Source organism: Shewanella sp. A22, assembly GCF_053850585.1.
Genome location: NZ_JBSQBN010000097.1, coordinates 1 through 18,132 on the forward strand (window position 1 = coordinate 1; position 18,132 = coordinate 18,132).

18 protein-coding genes and 2 pseudogenes are annotated in these 18,132 nt (G+C 39.7%); 17 read left to right on the forward strand and 3 right to left on the reverse strand.

Going from position 1 to position 18,132, the window contains the following annotated elements; genetic code table 11:
* Positions 1–211 precede the first annotated feature (211 nt).
* From ACWXWT_RS15475 to ACWXWT_RS15500, 6 genes and pseudogenes are all read left to right on the forward strand, one after another.
* Positions 212–1,183: a hypothetical protein gene (locus ACWXWT_RS15475; protein ID WP_456042477.1), complete on the forward strand. Its 972-nt coding sequence runs from the start codon at positions 212–214 to the stop codon at positions 1,181–1,183.
* Between the two features lie 76 nt (positions 1,184–1,259).
* Complete coding sequence (locus ACWXWT_RS15480) at positions 1,260–2,234, forward strand: cell division protein FtsZ (RefSeq protein WP_456042478.1); 975 nt, start codon at positions 1,260–1,262, stop codon at positions 2,232–2,234.
* 255 nt (positions 2,235–2,489) lie between these two features.
* A pseudogene (locus ACWXWT_RS15485) lies at positions 2,490–2,651 on the forward strand (transposase family protein); the annotation flags it as partial.
* Between the two features lies 1 nt (position 2,652).
* Positions 2,653–2,793 (forward strand): annotated as a pseudogene (locus ACWXWT_RS15490) (ISAs1 family transposase); the annotation flags it as partial.
* Between the two features lie 173 nt (positions 2,794–2,966).
* Entirely contained in the window at positions 2,967–3,431 is a 465-nt protein-coding gene (locus ACWXWT_RS15495; RefSeq protein WP_456042479.1) for a hypothetical protein, read from the forward strand.
* A 578-nt stretch (positions 3,432–4,009) separates the two neighbouring features.
* Complete coding sequence (locus tag ACWXWT_RS15500) at positions 4,010–4,408, forward strand: M48 family metallopeptidase (protein WP_456042493.1); 399 nt, start codon at positions 4,010–4,012, stop codon at positions 4,406–4,408.
* 464 nt (positions 4,409–4,872) lie between these two features.
* Here ACWXWT_RS15500 and ACWXWT_RS15505 read toward each other — a convergent pair whose 3' ends face one another.
* The 3 genes from ACWXWT_RS15505 to ACWXWT_RS15515 form a co-directional block, all read right to left on the reverse strand.
* A complete protein-coding gene (locus ACWXWT_RS15505) occupies positions 4,873–6,180 on the reverse strand; it encodes a tyrosine-type recombinase/integrase (RefSeq protein WP_456042480.1) in 1,308 nt (435 codons plus the stop codon).
* A gap of 79 nt (positions 6,181–6,259) precedes the next feature.
* On the reverse strand, positions 6,260–6,547 hold the full coding sequence (locus tag ACWXWT_RS15510) for a hypothetical protein (protein ID WP_456042481.1): 288 nt from the start codon (positions 6,545–6,547) through the stop codon (positions 6,260–6,262).
* A 364-nt stretch (positions 6,548–6,911) separates the two neighbouring features.
* Positions 6,912–7,361 carry a hypothetical protein gene (locus tag ACWXWT_RS15515; RefSeq protein ID WP_456042482.1) on the reverse strand — a complete coding sequence of 150 codons (450 nt, stop codon included), beginning with the start codon at positions 7,359–7,361 and terminating at the stop codon, positions 6,912–6,914.
* A 269-nt stretch (positions 7,362–7,630) separates the two neighbouring features.
* Here ACWXWT_RS15515 and ccoN point away from each other — a divergent pair, with 269 nt between their 5' ends.
* From ccoN to ttcA, 11 genes are all read left to right on the forward strand, one after another.
* A complete protein-coding gene (gene ccoN / locus ACWXWT_RS15520) occupies positions 7,631–9,058 on the forward strand; it encodes a cytochrome-c oxidase, cbb3-type subunit I (RefSeq protein WP_456042483.1) in 1,428 nt (475 codons plus the stop codon).
* Positions 9,059–9,070: 12 nt separating this feature from the next.
* Entirely contained in the window at positions 9,071–9,697 is a 627-nt protein-coding gene (gene ccoO, locus ACWXWT_RS15525; RefSeq protein ID WP_456042484.1) for a cytochrome-c oxidase, cbb3-type subunit II, read from the forward strand.
* Between the two features lie 9 nt (positions 9,698–9,706).
* Entirely contained in the window at positions 9,707–9,883 is a 177-nt protein-coding gene (locus ACWXWT_RS15530) for a cbb3-type cytochrome oxidase subunit 3 (protein WP_456042485.1), read from the forward strand.
* A gap of 5 nt (positions 9,884–9,888) precedes the next feature.
* A complete protein-coding gene (gene ccoP, locus ACWXWT_RS15535; RefSeq protein WP_456042494.1) occupies positions 9,889–10,857 on the forward strand; it encodes a cytochrome-c oxidase, cbb3-type subunit III in 969 nt (322 codons plus the stop codon).
* Positions 10,858–10,973: 116 nt separating this feature from the next.
* Positions 10,974–11,453 (forward strand): FixH family protein, encoded by a 480-nt coding sequence (locus ACWXWT_RS15540; RefSeq protein WP_456042486.1) that lies wholly within the window; start codon positions 10,974–10,976, stop codon positions 11,451–11,453.
* A gap of 57 nt (positions 11,454–11,510) precedes the next feature.
* Entirely contained in the window at positions 11,511–13,904 is a 2,394-nt protein-coding gene (locus tag ACWXWT_RS15545; RefSeq protein WP_456042487.1) for a heavy metal translocating P-type ATPase, read from the forward strand.
* A complete protein-coding gene (ccoS, locus tag ACWXWT_RS15550; protein WP_456042488.1) occupies positions 13,901–14,140 on the forward strand; it encodes a cbb3-type cytochrome oxidase assembly protein CcoS in 240 nt (79 codons plus the stop codon). Before ACWXWT_RS15545 ends, ccoS begins: the two co-directional genes overlap by 4 nt.
* A 5-nt stretch (positions 14,141–14,145) precedes the next feature.
* Positions 14,146–14,835: a sulfite exporter TauE/SafE family protein gene (locus tag ACWXWT_RS15555; RefSeq protein WP_456042489.1), complete on the forward strand. Its 690-nt coding sequence runs from the start codon at positions 14,146–14,148 to the stop codon at positions 14,833–14,835.
* 273 nt (positions 14,836–15,108) lie between these two features.
* Complete coding sequence (gene etrA, locus ACWXWT_RS15560; RefSeq protein WP_456042490.1) at positions 15,109–15,861, forward strand: electron transport transcriptional regulator EtrA; 753 nt, start codon at positions 15,109–15,111, stop codon at positions 15,859–15,861.
* Between the two features lie 100 nt (positions 15,862–15,961).
* Positions 15,962–16,888, forward strand: coding sequence for a universal stress protein UspE (gene uspE / locus ACWXWT_RS15565; RefSeq protein WP_456042491.1), 927 nt, complete (start codon positions 15,962–15,964; stop codon positions 16,886–16,888).
* 90 nt (positions 16,889–16,978) lie between these two features.
* Positions 16,979–17,923, forward strand: a complete 945-nt coding sequence (gene ttcA / locus ACWXWT_RS15570; RefSeq protein ID WP_456042492.1) for a tRNA 2-thiocytidine(32) synthetase TtcA — start codon at positions 16,979–16,981, stop codon at positions 17,921–17,923.
* Positions 17,924–18,132: the final 209 nt, after the last annotated feature.

Here is an 18,132-nt window from a genome sequence, read left to right on the forward strand (position 1 = left end):
CTCTCAGGTATGCCACTTCTGTGTTACATCGATTTAAAAGGCAACAACCATTTCTACATCAATGTGCCTTGAATTGAAAAACCTGAGAGACTCTGAACTGACCAGATATTTAATGGGATTGGTATTAGTATAAAATTCTATGATATAGACAAATAATTAAACTATTGTCATGTATGTTTATTAACTCAATTAATCGATGTGAGGATGAGATATGGAATATGATTCTTTAACCCGAAAAGTCATTATTCTCGCATTGCTGCCATCATATCCGCAAAGCCTAACCGCTAAACAATTATGTGAGCGATTAACCGCCAAAGGTTATGAGGCTCGATTACGTTCAATACAACGAGATCTGCAAGACCTATTAAACATCAGCCATTGCGGCCTACACATCGACGACACTAACAGGCCTTTTAAATGGTCAATCACCGCCGACTGGAAGCGAGTACAACTCGCCGAAATGGATCATAATGAGGCTTTAGCTTTCGCGATGTTAGAACGTATCGGAAGTGTGTTTTTACCCAATACGAGTCTAAAGCAATTGCAACAAACGTTTAGCCAAGCCAAAAAGCATTTAAAAGACAGTGAGGGGCATATTCGATGGTTAGAAAGTGTGTCAAATAAAGCCAACCATCTGAATGTAACAGACGATCAACTCACGCTAGAATGCGCAATACTAAAAGGCAGACAAATAAGCTGCAACGTTAAACGCTTTATACATAATAAAGATATATCGTTGCATTACAGTAAACTGTCACCTTATGCATTTGTTGATAATGAAGGCGAAAAAAGTCTGGTGTTCAGGGTTGGTACAGACACAAAGTTAAATCAATGGCCACTAAACTACTTTAGCAACATAAAGCAACTGGATTTACCGTCAATAAAAATCAATACAAATAACTTGTCAAAACAAGGTCGGCGTTATCGCGGTGAAACAATCCTATTTGAATGTATCACGCAGCCAGAGTCGAGTTTCATTCGCAAACTGCAAGCTCACCAATATGCATTTACTGTTACAACCTGTGAAAACAACCAGGTTAAAATTACTGCCGAGCTTATCAATTCGACATTTTTTCGTGAATTGGTTTGGAGCCATGCCACATCAATCAAAGTGCTTAATCCGCCAGCAATTAAGCAATACATTTACAGACAAACTCAACGATTAATCGCGTTAAGCGAATAAAATCACCCTGTGCGTCACAATCTGACGCAGCCTTAGCGTATTTTACATTCCATATTAATAAATGGAATAAATACCTATGTTCATTATTGAATCAAAGCCCATTCTGGTCATCGGCATTGGCGGCTGTGGTTGTTCAACCCTGCAAGCACTGCAAAAGAAACACGACTTTTCAGAGATTCGATTTTTAGCCATCAATACCGATCTACGTTCATTAAGAGGCAATGTAGCAGACGACACCATTCAAATAGGTCAATCAATAACGAATAACTTAGGCGCAGGCGCTAATCCAGATGTAGGCCGTCTTGCCGCAATTGAGTCTGAGGCAGAAATATCAAAGGCTATTGAGCAAGCCAGTATTATTTTTATTACTGCTGGTATGGGAGGTGGCACAGGCACTGGTGCTATCTCAGAGGTTGCAAGAATAGCCAAAACTCATAACATTCCGGTTATCGCGCTTGTCACAAAACCTTTTAGTTTTGAGGGGATGAAAAAAGCTAGATTTGCAGAAGAGGGCATTAACGCATTACAGCAATATTGCAATGCCCTAGTCGTATTGCCGAACGACCGATTATCCAAGGTGCTTGGCGGTAAAGTAAGGCTTATTGATGCGTTTAAGATCAGTAACCAATTGCTATTAGATACCTTGTCAGGCTTAAGCTTCATGCTAAGCGTAACCGGACTCATCAATATTGATATCAGCGACTTTAAAACAGTCATTCACACTCAAGGTTTTGCTTCCGTTGGCATGGCAAAAGTCAAAAATGTCAGCGATATCGAAACGACTGTTAATAGATTATTAGACAACCCATTGGTTGAAAATATCGACATCAGCTCGGCTAATGGCGCAATAATTAACATTGTATCCCAACAAGAACTCGCACTAGATACCTATCATCTAATAGGCAATATCATTCAACAACGTATCAGTGCAGAGGCCAATCTCATTGTTGGATTAACCATCGATCCAACCATAAAAAATGCTATCGAAGTGTTTTTGCTCACAACAGGCATTGCGTTCAATTCCAAACCAATTTTACAAGTCTGTGGCTGATGTATTTAAGCTCAAGTTGTTATAGAAACATTGGATAATCAAAAAGTTAATTTACCTTTTTAATTATAATACTTGATAAACATAAGACACAAGTTGTCGCACCGTTCAGTATAATAATAACCAACAAGGTGCTAATAGAGGTTCTTATGGATGGTTTGGTAACAGAGCAGGGCGGGATCACACTCTGTTAACCAATGTTGATGTGCTCCACCTGCTGTGATCTAATGCGCTCTCCTTTATCGTAGAGCTGCCACAATGACACTAATCGAGCACCTTACTGTCGTCGAAGATTTCCGTTCAGATATGAACCAAAGGCATGATCTTGTTGACGTAATTTTCCTTGTCATTAGTGCCATTATGGCCGGTGCCGAAGGGTGGCGAGATATCGAAACCTATGGTGACTCCAAGCTTCCGTGGTGCTGTTGAAAATATGGCTCTATTTAGACGTTTTGTAATGAACATGCTTAGACAACACGACTGTGGTGCGCCGAGCCAGCGGAACAAGCTAAAAAGGGCTAGTTGGGACGACGACTACAGGGCTGGAGTCTTCTTTGGGTAGAATTTGCTCAAAGTATGCTCCCGCCCTGTATATGTGGTGGAATCATACATAATTTTGACCACTCGATTTCATCCTAGTGATAATTGTTATCACTTTTGTTTTTGTTGGTAATTACATTCGATTAAAGAGGTAAGCATGAGAACTTTAATCATTTCAATATTGGTTCTAGCATTGTGGGGCTGAAAGCTCAGGATAATCTAGACTTAACCATCGAAGATATATTGTCATATGAACCGGAATACTTAAAAAAAGAACTTCCCATTATTAAAGGGAAGCAAGTTGCCTTCAGTGTTTTATTGAACAATTTGTCAGATGATTCAATTACTAAAGTTTCTCACTTGGCGGTCAAGCCGTTACGTAACTTAGATGGTTTTTACCTGAGTATTCCTAATGGTCAGTATCAAATAAATGATGTAACTTTAAAAAACTTTGGCAATCCTATTTGTAAAGATGGCATGGTCTCATCTGACACTTACGTTTTCGATTTCAGCCATGATAATTCTTTAGAGTATAAATACTTTGTGGTAGTAGTGGTTGTGGCTATTTGTTCATATTTAAGCAGGTGCCTGCAACTGATATCTGTAGGTTCGAAAAGCACTGGCACCTGTAACGAAGAAGGTTTACACAAGCACTGTTGAACAAGGTCATGGGCGTATCGAAGCTCGCGAGTACCATGTCCTGCCTGCTGATGATATCGCTGCCGCATTTCCCGCTTGGGAAGAGCTCAAAACGATAGGTGTTGCTATCGGTTACCGCCTGGACTCGGCTGGCAAAGAAAAGTGTGCCGCAGGCACGAAAGTTAGCAGCATAAGGAAGTGTCATGACTAGCTCAGGAAGAGATGGTGGTAGGCCCACCGAAGTCTGCTGTCGGAAGCCGGCTTCAAACCACTCCAAGCGGCCGAGCTACGGTCGTGAGCGTTGGAGTCAAAGTACGAACGAAAGTTCGGCAGGTGTGATATAGAGAGACGAGTTAACCCGAACCCATGTGGACGCGTCGTAATCCAGAGACTGACATCAAAACCAAGGGCTTTCTATCTCTTGGGATAAGTCTATGGTCGCAGTATTTTCCTATTTATTCTGAAACGGACACAAAACCCTATCTATGGTGTTGGTCTGGTCTTGGTATCAATAGAACACATATCGACAGCATAAGTTTAACGGATGCATTGTCGTTAATGTTGGTAGAAAAGTCGCTACAGCAACTAAAAGTAATAACATCACTGAGTTACTAGTAGCGGATAATACAACAGCAGATAACCGGTTGAAGTTATTGAATGGTTTATACCGTCAGCAAGTGCAAAAGACTATTTCCAAGTTGCTACCTTATTGGCAACAGAGACTGAATGTTGAATCAACATCCGTCGGTATTAAGAAAATGAAAACCAAATGGGGCAGCTGCAATATTGAAGCAAAAAGCCTATGGATTAATTTGGAGTTAGCCAAAAAACCCGTGGAATGCATAGAGTTTATTCTGGTCCATGAATTGGTGCATTTAATTGAGCGTCATCACAATGAACGCTTCAAAGGGATTATGGATAAGCATCTTCCTAATTGGAGAGAAAGACGCAGCTTACTGAACAGCTTGCCATTGGCATATGAAGATTGGAGTTACTAGACACCAGGCTTTATAAAGTAGCTCTAACGACAAAAACATACCACAGGATTTTAAAAAGTCAGGTGGTTAAAAAGCACCCAAAAGCGCTCTAATGTATAGAATTTCACCGTAATGATGCAACATCAAGGCTGAATCCACTATAAGATATTGATTAATATTAATTTAAAGCCAGAGTCAAAAGTTGACACAAAACTCATTTGGTATGAGAAACCACATTGAGAAGCCACATTATTGAATTACATAAATATCCTATTTAACATAATATACATTGTGCGCATAGGTGTGTGGTTATATTTCTCAATGATGGTCATGCATACATTGGGCGTTATGTTTAATAGTTTAATCATGGCTGCTATTACGCTATGTCAATTTTTGAACGGTTAAGCATATTGATGTCTTTCAATGCATGATTATGATCGTGCTGAGATTGCATACTTTTACTTTTCACGGTCAATGGTAGCCAACTATTTAATCTCAGCAAGATGATTTAGTGGTTTATTGAATGCACTTTGGTGTCGTTCAGTTTGTGTCGTATGTAAATACTGTGATGTGGTGTCGATACTTTCATGGCCAGCATCGGCCTGGACATGTGATAACGGTCGACGGTTAATATTGATATCGTGCGTTATCCCTGTATGGCGAATATTATGCGCACTGAGTTTTCGCATAAGTTGGCTGTCATGTTCAAAACCATCTTTGGCGGCATTGTCTGCTGCTAAGTTAATGAGCTTGTCGATTTCGTCTCGTATGTGGCGAATACCAAGATTGGCGTTGATGATTCCAGATTCACGTCCATGGGCTGCTGCTTTGTGACGGACAAATATAGGATGTTGATCGTTGATGTTGGGTAAATCACTGAGACGCAGATAACGTCGATAATCAACTAGTCCAGCCAGCAATGCTTTTGATATGGCAATATTACGTGCTTTGCCGCTTTTAGAAAATGGCACGTGAAAATACCAGATGCCAGAATGTGGATCTTGCCTAAACTGGCTCATGATGGGCGCGTAACCTGCACGTGCACTGATCTCGGAGATTCGTAAGTAACAGCTATATAATAGTGTAATGAGGAATAAACTGCGTTGATGTTGTTCTGGTTGATTTTGCGCTAAGTGCTCAACAGTACTGATAACGTATGACCATTGAAGTTCAGTGAATGCATGGTTGTTGTTGTCTTCGTCGATGGTGAATTTACGTTTAATCGCAAAACGACTGTGTTTAAGCCATAATTGAGCTGGGTTTCGTTCGGTGTATTCCTCACTAATTAAATAGCCATAGAATGATGATAATATCGCTATTTTAGTCTTTAGTGCATTGTCACTCAGTTGATATGGTAGACATTTCCCAAGGTGTTTTTTACCTATAAACGGTCGCCATTGTGGATTGGGCGCTCTATCACCAGTTGCTTTATCGAGTTTGAATTGAGCTACATTAAAGTAACCGATTAATTCAGTTGGCGGTGATTGACAGTAATCGATATATTTAGCAATGTCTTTTCGCGTTACTGCGCTTGGTGATAATGCCACTACATCAAAACACCAATGTAGATATGTGGTTAGTTCACTACGATAGGCTTTATAGTTATTTTCAGACTGTTTTTGTTCAAACAACCAATCGGCACAATGCTCTATGATAAGCCCTGCATCGGCGACTTTTTTAATTGATATGTTAGTAATGTATTGATTGATTTTAGCATTACCTTGCAGCACAAATTCAGCGGCATCAAAAAGTGGTAATACTGGCGGCAACTCATCAATGATATTATTAGTCATGTAATTAAATGCAGGTTATTGATAATATTGCCATATTATACAATTTTAAGTCTAATGCCGATAATGTTATTTATCGGCATCAATCGTACCGATTTTTAACAGATAAATTTGAATATGTCGTTAACGCAATTTCATCATCTGTTATGAGTTGTTGCATGCAACGTTCTATGCTTGATGATGGCATGCATTGTTGTTGGCATTGTTTGTTTTGGCAAGTTGAGCGTTTTTGACAACTCCATAAGCATAACTGCCAAACCGTTTGTTTACTGGCTTTATCTAAGCATTGTAAATCTGCCGCACACAAGTGGCCTGCTTTAATTAATTGCGCCACTTTGTTTGCATCAATTGACACATTTATTCTGTTCATGTGTACTCCTTATATCGCAATCGATTTAAAAATCTATAATGTTGCTCTACAGTAGATTTCTTGTCGTTGCCCTATTCTTTCAGCCCAGTTGAACTATATGTAATAAGTTAATAATACATTAATGAGAATAGTTATCAATTGCATTTTAATAGGTCGCACCACTTCTGTGTGTCTGATCATAATAAATCAAAGAAAAATTAATTAAAGTAACCTTATAACACCATATGCTAATTAATAGCGTTGTATGCTAAAGGTCATAATTGCACTTTCTATAAGCCGATACACAATTTACAGGCAAAGTCAGCAGACTATCCTTTTGCCCTATTCCCCATAAATAAAGCAATGCAATGTTTCACCAACATCATTATTGATAGTTATCAGCAAGAAAGTCATATAGCAAAGTTCGAGGTTGTTGTTGATAGTCGAATGAGACAAATACACGCCAAACCATATAATTGCTACTGCACGAGCCAAAAATAAGTGTACCTTGTATTTCATTGTCTGTTATTGAGGACAATGAAACAGGTATCACGCCCATAAACATATCGCGTCCTTCAACTCTGATTGAAACATTAGTGATCGCTTGTGAAGTTTTAAGCGTAAGATTAAGTGGTTTTTCGCTTGGTGTATTCACTGGATCGATCATTAATCCGACACTAACATCTGCTACTTTTTTATAACATTCACCTTGCGAAAATTGACATAAAGTTTTATCGACTGGAAATTGATTGTTCTCTGGCATTTTTGAATTATCACAGGCCATTAAAAACATTGAGAAAAAACTTAAAACAGAAACTTTGATTATTTTATGCACAGTTAGTAGCCTTTATACTTGGATTGGTAACATTATCTTGTCGAAATTGATCTAGATCAATTTTGTTGCATGTTGTGGCGTATCTTTTTTGACTCAGCTCAAGTATCATTACATCGCCTCGTGATAGAGAGAATAAAATCGAGGCAACATTCTGGCAAATAGTTGTAAACATAGCCTTAACCGGCTCGTTTTTAACCAATTGTCAACTTAACTGGTAAAGCTCGCTTTACTAAATATTAAAAGTAAAAGTAATAAGCCGTGGAAGCATTATGATGAACCATTCCCAGTCTACAGGCGCTGATTACAACTACACTATTGTTCGCCAATTCGCATTAACCACCGTTTTGTGGGGAATTTTTGGCATGGCAGTGGGTGTATTAATTGCGGCTCAGTTAATCTGGCCACAACTGAACTTTGAAACACCTTGGTTAACGTTTAGTCGTTTACGACCTTTACATACCAATGCGGTGATTTTCGCGTTCGGAACATCAGCCCTTTTCGCTACATCCTACTATGTTGTGCAACGTACCTGTCAAATCCGTCTATTTGCGCCTAAATTAGCTGCATTTACGTTTTGGGGTTGGCAAGCCGTTATTATTGCAGCTGCAATCACTTTACCAATGGGGATAACCCAAAGCAAAGAATATGCAGAATTAGAGTGGCCAATTGATATCGCGATTGCGGTAATTTGGGTCAGTTATGCAATTGTATTCTTTGGCACAATCGCTAAACGAACTACCTCCCACATTTACGTGGCTAACTGGTTCTTTGGTGCCTTTATCATTACTGTTGCAGTACTTCACATTGTTAACTCAATGGCGGTACCGGTAAGCTTATTTAAGTCTTACTCGCTGTACTCTGGTGCAGTCGATGCGATGGTTCAGTGGTGGTATGGTCATAATGCGGTAGGCTTCTTACTTACTGCTGGTTTCTTAGGAATGATGTACTACTTTGTACCTAAGCAAGCTGGTCGTCCAGTGTATTCTTATCGTTTATCAATTGTTCACTTTTGGGCATTGATTGCGTTATATATTTGGGCTGGTCCTCATCACTTACACTACACTGCCCTACCAGACTGGACTCAGTCATTAGGTATGGTGATGTCTTTAATTTTATTCGCGCCATCTTGGGGCGGTATGATTAACGGTATTATGACCTTATCAGGTGCTTGGCATAAGCTTCGTACCGATCCTGTATTGCGTTTCTTAGTTGTTTCATTGTCTTTCTACGGTATGTCTACCTTCGAAGGCCCTATGATGGCAATTAAAACGGTAAATGCGTTATCTCATTATACCGACTGGACTATTGGTCACGTTCACTCTGGCGCGCTAGGCTGGGTTGCAATGGTGTCAATTGGTTCGTTATATCACTTAATTCCTGTACTTTTCGGCCATGGCCGCATGTACAGCATGAAGTTAGTTAATGTTCATTTCTGGTTAGCAACCATCGGTACAGTATTGTATATCGTTGCTATGTGGATTTCGGGTGTTATGCAAGGTCTTATGTGGCGTGCGGTAAACTCTGACGGTACGTTAACGTACAGTTTTGTTGAGAGTTTAGAAGCTTCGTATCCATTCTACTTTGTTCGCTTTATTGGTGGTTGTTTCTTCTTAACAGGTATGTTGATTATGGCTTACAACGTTATACGTACCGTTAAAGCACCTAAAGATACACTACCTGCTATTGCAGAAGTTTAAGGAGCAGATTCGATGAAATTTAATCATGAATTAATTGAAAAGAATGTTGGTCTGCTTGCTATTTTTACTGTGATCGCCATTAGTTTTGGTGGTTTGGTGCAAATCACCCCACTTATTTTTCAAAAAGACACGACTGAACCTGTTGAGGGACTCATTCCTTACACAGCGCTACAGATTGAAGGCCGTGATGTATATGTGCGTGAAGGTTGTTACAACTGCCATAGCCAGATGATCCGTCCTTTACGTGCTGAAACTGAACGATATGGCCATTATTCTGTTGCTGGCGAGTCTGTATGGGATCACCCTTTCCAATGGGGTTCTAAACGCACAGGCCCAGATTTGGCACGAGTTGGTGGGCGTTATAGTGATAAATGGCATGAAGTGCATTTACTGAATCCACGTGACGTTGTTCCTCAGTCAAATATGCCAGGGTTTCCTTGGTTAGCCGAAAATATATTAGATGGCGAATTGACTGGTGACAAGATGACTATCCTTCGTAACCTGCATAAAGGCGGTTATAAAGGGAATGATCTTTACACTGATGAAGAAATTTCTGGTGCTAAAAAAGCAGTTGAAGGTAAGACTGAATTACAAGCACTCATCGCGTATTTGCAATCTTTGGGTCACGCACTCAAGTAGGAGGCAATAATGGATTACGGTACTTTTCAAGGTATTTTAACCATAGTTGTTATGGTGACTTTTGTAGGTATTTTCTTGTGGGCTTATAGTAAGCACAGCAAATCAAAATTTGATGAAGCGGCTAACCTAGTGTTTACAGAAGATGAACTTGCGAAAATGTCAAAAGACTCGGGAGATCAGAAGTAATGATTATGAGTAACTTCTGGAGCATTTGGATTTCTGTACTGACAATTGTGGTTATCGTTGGTTGTTTTATCCTTCTTAAGGTGGTTAATAATAATTACACCGGTGTAGAAGAAGGTAAATCAATGGGCCACAGTTTTGATGGTATTGAAGAACTGAACAACCCACTGCCTAAGTGGTGGGCTTACATGTTCTATTTAACCATCGTATTCGGTGTGATCTATTTAGCTCTGTATCCAGGCCTTGGTAACTATAAAGGTCTATTTGGTTGGACAAGCTCTAACCAAAGCATTGGCACAGACAAAGGCATTAAAGCTGACTCAGCTGCAGCGCTTGAAGCAGCAAAAGCAGAAAACCGTTTATCTCAGTATGACCGCGAAGTGGCTCATGCGGACGAAAAATACGGACCTATTTTTGCCGCTTACTTAGCCACACCGTTAGAAGAACTGGCCAAAGACCCTGAAGCGCTAAAAGTGGGTGGACGTTTGTTTTTACAAAACTGCGCTCAATGCCATGGTTCTGATGCTCGTGGTTCTAAGGGCTTCCCTAACCTTACCGACGGTGATTGGTTATATGGCGGCGAACTTGCCACTATTAAAACCACAATCATGAATGGACGTAACGGAATGATGCCGCCTAAAGGTGGTTTGCCTATTGAAGACAGCGAGGTCAAAGGTCTTGCTGAATACGTGGTGAAACTGTCTGGCCGTGAGCATGATGAAGCGTTAGCTGCAAAAGGCCAAGGTTCATTTATGAAAGGCTGTTTTGCGTGTCATGGTATGGACGCAAAAGGCAATAAATTTATGGGTGCACCTAACTTAACTGATAATGTTTGGTTATATGGCGGTAGCCGTGGCGTGATAGCTGAGTCTATCACTCATGGACGTGCTGGCGTGATGCCTGCGTGGAAAGACATTCTTGGTGAAGAGAAAGTCCATGTAGTATCAGCTTATGTTTATAGCTTATCAAACAAATAGTTACTTATAGGTAACAATAAGGCCTCGACATTATCGAGGCCTTTTTTTTAAGTGATTATTAAGCCGTTAAGGGGTAAAATACCCCCCGAATTATTTACACTCTTTTAGGACGAATTATGTCTGATCAACTCCCTTGGTATAAGCAATTTTGGCCGTGGTTTTTAATTATTTTGCCAATGTGTGCCGTTATTGCCAGTTTAGCCACATTAAAGATTGCATTGGATAATTCCGATTCATTAGTTGCCGAAGATTATTACAAAGAAGGCAAAGCCATTAATATGGATTTGCGTAAAATTAAATACGCTAAACAAATTGGTATGAAATTTTTAGTCACGGTTGATGATAATGAATTAACCATCACGCAACACGGTGGCCCAGAATACCGCGCAGCACTTAATATTCAATTTTATCACCCAACAATAGAATCGAAAGATTTTAGTTTGAACGCGACTGCCGACGCAAATTACGTCTATCACGTTCCATTAAATGATGCGATTAGTGGCCCTTGGGAAGTGCGTATTGAAGGTTTTGATGCTAAGTGGCGTATACAACAACGCATTGACATTAAAGAAGATGTTGAATATTGGCTTAATTAAAACAAGGTCAATAAACTGTCTGAATGATGGCATATTTAATTAAGCTGGTATAAATTAATGACATCTTGTTTCCATTGCAATGAACCGGTGCTCACAGGGGATCAGTTCACCACGGTGATCAATGGGCAACCACAACCTATGTGTTGCCCAGGTTGCCAAGCGGTTTCACAAGCGATTATGGATGCTGGCTTAAGCAGTTATTACCAATATCGTAGTGAACCGGGTAAGCGCCAAACGGCGTTAGTCCCTGAGCAATTATCACAATACAGTGCCTATGATTTACCTGAAGTACAGCAAGACTTTGTCCATAAACAAGGTGCCATTGATTCTACTTCTTTGTCTATTGACGGTATAACTTGCGCTGCGTGTGCTTGGCTAATTGAACATAAATTAAAACCGATACCGGGTGTCAAGAATGTATTGGTTAACTCCACAACCCAACGAGCATTAGTCAGTTGGGACAGTAATACAATTCACCTCAGCGAAATTTTACAAATTATCAGTAAAATTGGTTATCAAGCTGCACCTTATCAAGTTGATGAACAAGAGAAACAATCGAAAGCAGATAGCCGTAAATTTTTATTACGCCTAGGACTTGCTGGTTTTGCCACCATGCAGGTGATGATGTTTGCGCTTGCCTTATACACTGGATACTTTACCGACTTAGAAGTTGAATTTAGAGATTATTTTCGTTGGGTGAGTTTGATTTTTGCCGCACCTGTGGTGTTGTATTCTGCTCAACCATTTTATTTTAGTGCGCTTCGTAGTGTATTAAGTGGCAAACTTAATATGGACGTTTCTGTATCCATTGCCATTTTAGGTGCTTATATCGCCAGCTGTATTGCAACGATTCAAGGCAATGGTGAAGTGTATTTTGAATCCGTCTCGATGTTTACCTTTTTTCTGTTACTTGGCCGATATTTTGAGCAAACCGCAAGACAAAAAGCATCAGTCAGTTCGAGTAACCTTCATAAACTTGTTCCATTAACAGCACACTTATGTCGCAATGGCGATATTACTGAAGTGGCGGCCAAGCAACTTGTTATTGGTGATGTGATATTAGTTAAACCTGGTGAAGTGGTTGCTGCTGACGCCGATATTATTTTTGGGCAATCGAGTATTAATGAGGCAATGTTAACCGGCGAGCAAATGCCAATTAGTAAAAAGGTATCCGATACCGTGTATGCTGGCACCATTAATATTGAACAACCCCTTAAGGTACGTATTATTGCGTTAGGACAAGATCAACTTGTTGCCGAAATCATCCGCTTGCAAGAGATCGCATCTAACAATAAACCGGCCATAGCTTTGTTAGCAGATCGTTTAGCGCGTTATTTTTCGGGAACGGTATTAACCATTGCAAGCATAACCTACTTCGTGTGGTTATTTATCTCACCCGATGATGCATTTTGGATAACATTGTCGGTATTAGTTGCTACTTGTCCATGTGCCCTCGCCCTTGCAACTCCAACAGCGGTAACATGCGCTACGGCGATTTTTACTAAATTAGGGGTTATTCCACGTAAAGCAGGTATTTTCGAAAAATTACCCAAAATAGACCATATAGTATTTGATAAAACGGGGACATTAACCTGTGGTCATTTATCTATTGGTGAAGTGCACACTTTTGCAGGATATTCACCAGAGCAAGTGTTGTCTTTGGCCGCGGCAGTTGAACAAGGCTCGCTACACCCTATCGCATTAGCATTTGCAATTTATAATGATAATCAACATATTACTGAAGACGTAGAGCACCATATTGGTTTGGGTATTTCAGCTAAGATTAACCAACAAAGAATAAAGATAGGTACTGCACAGTTTGTGTCACCAGATAGCACTATCATGTCACATCATACTATTGAGAGTCAGTGGATTTATCTGTCTATTGATAATGAATTGATAGCAAAGATTGAGTTACTAGACGAGTTACGGCCAGATAGCTTAACCACTGTTAATGCTTTAAAAGCTGCCAATATTGAATTGAGTATCGCTAGTGGAGATAATTCGGGACATGTTGAGTTTTTAGCGAAAAAGCTCGGCATTACAGATGTTCATTCAGGATTATCGCCTAAAGACAAATTGACACTCATTAACACAATACAACAACAAGCCAATGTGGCAATGTTTGGCGACGGTATTAATGATGCGCCAGTGCTTGCCGGTGCAAATTTGTCTGTTGCGATGGGCAGTGGCAGTGCTATCGCTAAAAACAGTGCGGATTTGATTTTACTTGGAGATCACTTGTCACGCTTTAACGATGCTATTTACGTAGCAAAAAAGGCGCAGCGTATCATCCATCAAAATTTGTTATGGGCTTTTGCTTATAACATCGTTATTTTGCCACTCGCGGTTACAGGGCATGTTGCACCTTATATTGCAGCTATTGGCATGTCAGTTAGTTCACTGATAGTCGTGAGCAATAGTTTACGACTTCTTAGGATAAAACTATGAGTATCATTTACGTATTAATACCTATTGCGATGCTATTTGTATTAATCGCGGTGTCTATTTTCTTTTGGGCAGTTAAATCGGAACAATTTGATGATTTAGACAGACAAAGTGTGTCTATTTTATTTGATGAAGATAACACCGCCACACCTGTAGAAAATGTCGATAATGCCCCTTCTTCACTACTAAAGGCTGGTAGCAACGAAAAAACAACGTCAATAGATACAAAAACAGAGTAAATCACATGATTGAATATAACGTCGGTGGTGCTTTTATTGTTGGCTTAATGGGCGCGGCACACTGTTTTGGTATGTGCGGCGGGTTGATTGGGGCTTTTTCTGCAAACATCCCCACAAATGGGCAAAATCATTTAGGCACTCAGCTAACATTTCTGTTTAGCTACAACCTTGGGCGTATCTTCAGTTACACCATGGCTGGCGTGATTGTCGGTGGCAGTGCATCTGCATTAGGACATATGTTTGATGCGGATAATTATTTAATTTTTTTGCGCATTTTTGCTGGGATCATGATGATCCTTACCGGGCTTTATATTGCTCAAATTTGGTTTGGAATAGTTCACATTGAAAAAGTAGGCAAATTATTGTGGCGCTATTTACAACCCTTAACCCGTAAATTTATCCCTATTAATCACCCGTTACAAGCCGTCATGGCTGGAATGGTGTGGGGCTGGTTACCTTGTGGCCTAGTATACAGTACGTTAACTTGGTCTGTTGCATCTGGTAGTGCTATGCAAGGCGGGCTCATTATGTTTGCCTTTGGTTTAGGCACTTTACCAGCACTTTTTGCGGCTGGATTAGCGGCAAAAACCTTAGCTCATTGGGTTCAAAAACGTTCTGTTCGTCTCCTCAGTGGTGGCTTGTTAATTTTATTTGGATTACAAACTCTCTATATCGCATTTCATCAACTAAACTGATTAACGTAAACTTGAATTTTTCTCACATAAAGAAAAATATCACAACTAAAAAGTACGTTATACGAAATACGTTTTATGTTTAAAATCAATTAAGTACTGCTAACACTTCGTACATAAAAGCGACAGTGGCAACAAGTGTTCTAAATAGGCATATTTGTAATAAAATTACATCGTCCATTCCCTCAACATACAGGTATTTCCAGCATGTTCAGGAGTACCTTATTAAGGCAGAATGGTATAACATAGTAGTGTCTTCATAAATTGAGAATGGGTATGCCTTCAGATTTGATTAAAGCTCGTCGTCCATCAACTAATGGTTGTGCCATTCATTGTCACGATTGCAGTATGGAAGCATTGTGTATCCCTTTTACATTAAACAATGATGAACTCGATAAACTCGACGAAATTATAGAACGGAAAAAGCCCATTCAAAAAGGCGATCTCATCTTCAAATCTGGCGACCCGCTTAAGTCTCTGTATGCTATCCGTTCTGGTACGATAAAAAGTTATACCATCACTGAACAAGGTGATGAACAAATTACTGGATTTCATCTTGCTGGAGATGTGATTGGCTTTGATGGTATCCACGCCCAGCTTCACCAAAGTTTTGCCCAAGCCCTAGAAACATCAATGGTGTGTGAAATCCCTTACGAGACACTAGACGAATTATCGGGAACAATGCCAAAGCTACGTCAACAAATCATGCGCTTAATGAGTAACGAGATCATGAGCGATCAAGAAATGATTTTGCTTCTTTCAAAGAAAAATGCCGAAGAACGTTTAGCTGCATTTATTAATAATCTTGCTAATCGCTTTGGTAACAGAGGTTTTTCACCGCATGAGTTCCGACTCACTATGACCCGCGGCGATATTGGTAATTATTTGGGATTAACGGTCGAAACAATTAGTCGTTTATTAGGTCGTTTTCAAAAGGCAGGTTTGATCGAAGTAAAGGGTAAATACATTTCTATTATCGACCATGCCGCATTAGGCACGCTTGCGGGAAATGCCCGTATTGCTACTTAAATTGGTTTTGTATGATCTACCTCAACGTTTATTTATTAGGAAACGGTAATACTATCAGTAGTTAATAAGAATAAAAAAATACAACAGCTTTGGAGGTTTTATGAAGGATTATAAAAAAATACTCGTGGTGATTAATCCAACGACGGATCATCAACCCGCTTTGGCACGTGCTGTTGAGTTAGCCTCAAAAAGTCAGGCTAAAATCACTGCTTTTTTATCTATTTTTGACTTTTCTTATGAAATGACATCAATTTTGTCTAGTCAAGAACGCGAAGCAATGCGTCAAGGTGTTATCGATCAACGTGTTGCTTGGTTAGAAAATGCAATAAGCGGCTTAAATGCGCTAGGTAATATTGATACTGAAGTTGTTTGGCATAATCGCCCTTTCGAAAGTGTGATTAATTATGCATTAAAAGGTCAATACGATTTAATCATTAAAAGTACCCATGAGCACGACAAATTAAAAGCGGTTATTTTCACACCTACAGATTGGCATTTAATGCGTAAGTCACCGATTCCGGTGTTGTTAGTCAAGGAACATGATTGGCCTGTTGAAGGGAAAATTGTATGTGCGGTTAACGTTGTTGCAGAAGATGAAGACCACAAGTCTCTTAACGGTAAAATTATTACCCATGCCCTCGATTTAGCAAAAAAATTCTCTGCTAGTGTTCATTTAGTCAATGGGTATCCTGGTACGCCAGTTAATTTAGCCATCGAATTACCTGATTTTGATGCTAATGTTTATAACAATACAGTGCGTATGCAACATGAACAACGGGTTCAATATTTAGCTCAAGCTTATAATATTCCCCTCGAAAACTGTCATGTTGAAGAAGGATTACCTGAAGATATTATTCCAGAGATGGCCGCTAAATTAGATGCAGAATTGGTTGTGCTGGGTACCGTTGGCCGCACTGGTTTTTCTGCTGCCTTAATTGGTAATACCGCTGAACATGTCATTGATAGTATTAATTGTGATTTATTAGCGATTAAGCCTGACGGTTATAAATCACCTTTAGAAGAATAGTCTCCAATAGGGTAAGTTAACTACTTTACCCAGCCCCAGAATACTGGAATAATACGCGCCCTGAAACACTTAGTTACTGGGCGCATTTTTATGTCTGAAGTTGAAGTAGATACAATCACTAAAAAAAATATAACTCGAATGAATAAACTGCAGAAACGTCTTCGACGAGAGGTCGGTTCCGCCATTGCAGATTATAATATGATTGAAGATGGTGATCGGGTTATGTGTTGCCTTTCTGGTGGTAAAGATAGCTACACTATGCTGGACATTTTATTAAATCTTCAACAACGGGCCCCAATTAAGTTTGAAATTGTTGCCGTTAATTTAGACCAAAAACAGCCTGGTTTTCCTGAAGATGTGCTTCCAGCTTATCTAGATAAGCTTGGTGTGGCCTATCATATTCTTGAAAAAGATACCTATTCGATAGTGAAAGATAAAATACCAGAAGGCAAAACTACCTGTTCGCTATGTTCACGTTTACGACGTGGTACGCTTTATGGATTTGCTCAACACATAGGAGCGACCAAAATTGCCCTAGGTCATCATCGTGATGACATCATTGAAACATTATTTTTAAATATGTTTTATGCCGGTAAGCAAAAGTCTATGCCACCTAAGTTATTATCAGACGATGGTGCCAATATGATTATCCGTCCCCTCGCCTATAGCCGCGAAAAAGATATTAAAGAATATTCGACGCTAAAGTCTTTTCCAATCATTCCGTGTAATTTATGTGGTTCACAGGAAAATTTAAAGCGTGGAGCCATTAAAGACATGCTACAGCTTTGGGATAAGCAGCATCCAGGACGATTAGAAACAATTTTTACTGCAATGCAGAATACAGCTCCGTCGCAAGGCGTTGATCGCGAGCAGTTTGACTTTGTATCTTTACAGCGTGATCCAGATGCTGTTAACACTGGTGATGTTGCAGATGCAGATTTACCTGCTTTTGATTTTGTCGATATCAGTAACAATGGTCATATCAATTTAGATACAAGCAATCGAATTGATGTGGTTGCAACGTTCAAACCATAAAATATAGATAAGTGAAAGGCGTTGTTAACAACGCCTTTACTATCACTGCGCTATTAATTTTGCAGTAACCCTACATATCAGTATGTTATACCAATCCCATTAAATATCTGGTCAGTTCAGAGTCTCTCAGGTTTTTCAATTCAAGGCACATTGATGTAGAAATGGTTGTTGCCTTTTAAATCGATGTAACACAGAAGTGGAATACCTGA

What these genes read in the sequence shown, in the direction of transcription:
- ACWXWT_RS15475 (WP_456042477.1), top strand. Translation starts at nt 212, where the DNA reads ATGGAATATGATTCTTTAACCCGAAAAGTCATTATTCTCGCATTGCTG.
- ACWXWT_RS15480 (WP_456042478.1), top strand. Translation starts at nt 1,260, where the DNA reads ATGTTCATTATTGAATCAAAGCCCATTCTGGTCATCGGCATTGGCGGC.
- ACWXWT_RS15505 (WP_456042480.1), bottom strand. Translation starts at nt 6,180, where the DNA reads ATGACTAATAATATCATTGATGAGTTGCCGCCAGTATTACCACTTTTT.
- ACWXWT_RS15510 (WP_456042481.1), bottom strand. Translation starts at nt 6,547, where the DNA reads ATGAACAGAATAAATGTGTCAATTGATGCAAACAAAGTGGCGCAATTA.
- ccoN (WP_456042483.1), top strand. Translation starts at nt 7,631, where the DNA reads ATGATGAACCATTCCCAGTCTACAGGCGCTGATTACAACTACACTATT.
- ccoO (WP_456042484.1), top strand. Translation starts at nt 9,071, where the DNA reads ATGAAATTTAATCATGAATTAATTGAAAAGAATGTTGGTCTGCTTGCT.
- ACWXWT_RS15530 (WP_456042485.1), top strand. Translation starts at nt 9,707, where the DNA reads ATGGATTACGGTACTTTTCAAGGTATTTTAACCATAGTTGTTATGGTG.
- ccoP (WP_456042494.1), top strand. Translation starts at nt 9,889, where the DNA reads ATGAGTAACTTCTGGAGCATTTGGATTTCTGTACTGACAATTGTGGTT.
- ACWXWT_RS15540 (WP_456042486.1), top strand. Translation starts at nt 10,974, where the DNA reads ATGTCTGATCAACTCCCTTGGTATAAGCAATTTTGGCCGTGGTTTTTA.
- ACWXWT_RS15545 (WP_456042487.1), top strand. Translation starts at nt 11,511, where the DNA reads ATGACATCTTGTTTCCATTGCAATGAACCGGTGCTCACAGGGGATCAG.
- ccoS (WP_456042488.1), top strand. Translation starts at nt 13,901, where the DNA reads ATGAGTATCATTTACGTATTAATACCTATTGCGATGCTATTTGTATTA.
- ACWXWT_RS15555 (WP_456042489.1), top strand. Translation starts at nt 14,146, where the DNA reads ATGATTGAATATAACGTCGGTGGTGCTTTTATTGTTGGCTTAATGGGC.
- etrA (WP_456042490.1), top strand. Translation starts at nt 15,109, where the DNA reads ATGCCTTCAGATTTGATTAAAGCTCGTCGTCCATCAACTAATGGTTGT.
- uspE (WP_456042491.1), top strand. Translation starts at nt 15,962, where the DNA reads ATGAAGGATTATAAAAAAATACTCGTGGTGATTAATCCAACGACGGAT.
- ttcA (WP_456042492.1), top strand. Translation starts at nt 16,979, where the DNA reads ATGTCTGAAGTTGAAGTAGATACAATCACTAAAAAAAATATAACTCGA.